The following is a 1,966-nucleotide window of genomic DNA, read 5'->3' on the forward strand; positions in this document are numbered from 1 at the left end:
GGCTGGACCTTTGTCCTTAGGTGGCTATATCTATCATCTTTTAGATAGTCTGGATCGTAGTCGTAAGAGACAAGGTGTCCATCATCAAGTAAAAACGGCATAAAATCCCTCATCCAAATGTCTTTTGTCTCTAGAAAATCGTATTTTATAGCGTATTTATCGAGGATTCGGCACAGAGAATTTGCGATTGCCGCGTGGTTTTTGATTAAAAGATCAGAAATGATGATGGTTGGTTGCATGATAAATTTCTCCAACATGGCTTAAAACTACCAATTTATCGTCGCCACCAAATTTTCCTAATCGGGTGCCCGATTATCGTTTTGTATTTTTGCGGCGCGGTTTTTTTGGTCTTTTAGATAGATTTCGTGATGCGCTCTTTGCCTGCTGAAGTCCTTTGCGTAGCCGTTTGCGGCGACAAACTTGTTTATTTCGGCAACGCTTTGCGGCTCGTCGTCAAAGGCCCGCATATAGAATTTGCGCGCAAAGCCATTCGTCTATCCTCAAAAACTCTGCCGCGCCGCAGTCCGGCTTCTTTTTTGAGTTGTCTGCCGCTACAAATATTTCAAAATTCCATCGAAGCACTGGTCTAAATTTAAAGCGCCGCTTTAAATTTAGACCAGTGCGAGCTTCAGCACCTCTTCGATCCGATCTACCGGCGTTATTTTCAGATCGTTTTTGACCTCGTCCGGGATCTCCGCTAGGTCGCGCTCGTAGTTTTTGCGCGGGATCAAAACCTCGGCGATTTTGGCTTTGTGCGCGGCGATGAGCTTCTCCTTAAGCCCGCCGATCGGCAGCACTTTGCCGCTTAGCGTGATCTCGCCCGTCATCGCTAGATCGGCGCGTACCTCGCGCTCGCTTAAAATCGACGCGATCGCCGTGCTCATCGTGATGCCGGCGCTCGGTCCGTCCTTGGGCGTCGCGCCTTCGGGCACGTGGATGTGAAGGTCGAATTTATTATAAATCTGCTCCGAGCTTTCGGAATTCTCCTCTGTGCCTAAATTTCGTGCCGCCGCAGGGCTTTTAGATGCGGCGCCATCTGCGCGCAATGCGGAGTTTTTACCGCCGCGCGAGGCTTTTGCTGCGCCCCCTTTCGCGTCTTGAGCGGCTTTGAGCTTGCCCTCGTCGATCAGCACCTTTACGACGCTAAAGGCGATCTGCGCGGATTCTTTCATCACGTCGCCGAGCTGCCCCGTGATCGTCATCGCGCCCTTACCCTTGATCTTGACCGCTTCGATCTTGAGCACGTCGCCGCCTACCGCAGTCCACGCAAGCCCGTTTACGATGCCGATTTGATCGCTCTTTTCCACCTCGTCGATCTCGAAAACCTTTTTATTTAGAAATTCGCTTAAATTTTTTGTCGTAACGACGATCTTTTTAAACTCTTTGTCTTTTAAAATTTTAACCGCGACCTTGCGGAAGATCGCAGCGATCTGGCGGCGCAGGTTTCGCACGCCGCTTTCGCGCGTGTACTCTTCGATGATCTCGGCAAGGGCTGCGGGATTGATCGCTACGTCGGCGGCTTTGAGCCCGTGGCGCTGCAGCTCCTGAGGGATCAGGTAGTCCTTGGCGATCTGAAATTTCTCCTGCGGCGTGTATGAGCTAAGCTCGATAAACTCCATCCTATCGCGCAGCGGCGCGGGTATGAGAGATACGTCGTTTGCCGTGGCGATAAAGATGATCTTGCTAAGATCGATGTTAAAATTTAGATAGTAATCCCTAAAGCTCGAGTTTTGCTCTGGGTCTAAAATTTCAAGCAGAACCGCGGTCGGATCGCCCTTGTATGAGCTTGAAATTTTATCGATCTCATCAAGCACGATGACGGGGTTCATCTGATTTGCCTCGATGAGCCCTTGCACGATGCGACCCGGCATCGCGCCGATGTAGGTGCGGCGGTGTCCGCGTAGCTCGTTTACGTCCTCAAGCCCGCCTAAGGCGATGCGGATGAGCTTACGCTTAAGCGCGGTCG

1 protein-coding gene and 1 pseudogene are annotated in these 1,966 nt (G+C 51.1%); both read right to left on the reverse strand.

Going from position 1 to position 1,966, the window contains the following annotated elements; genetic code table 11:
* Positions 1 to 239 (reverse strand): annotated as a pseudogene (locus Q0198_RS07585) (hypothetical protein); the annotation flags it as partial.
* 372 nt (positions 240 to 611) lie between these two features.
* On the reverse strand, positions 612 to 1,966 hold a 1,355-nt coding region (lon, locus tag Q0198_RS07590), incomplete at its 5' end, for an endopeptidase La (RefSeq protein WP_297896629.1).

The organism is uncultured Campylobacter sp., from assembly GCF_938045205.1.
Classification (GTDB): domain Bacteria; phylum Campylobacterota; class Campylobacteria; order Campylobacterales; family Campylobacteraceae; genus Campylobacter_B.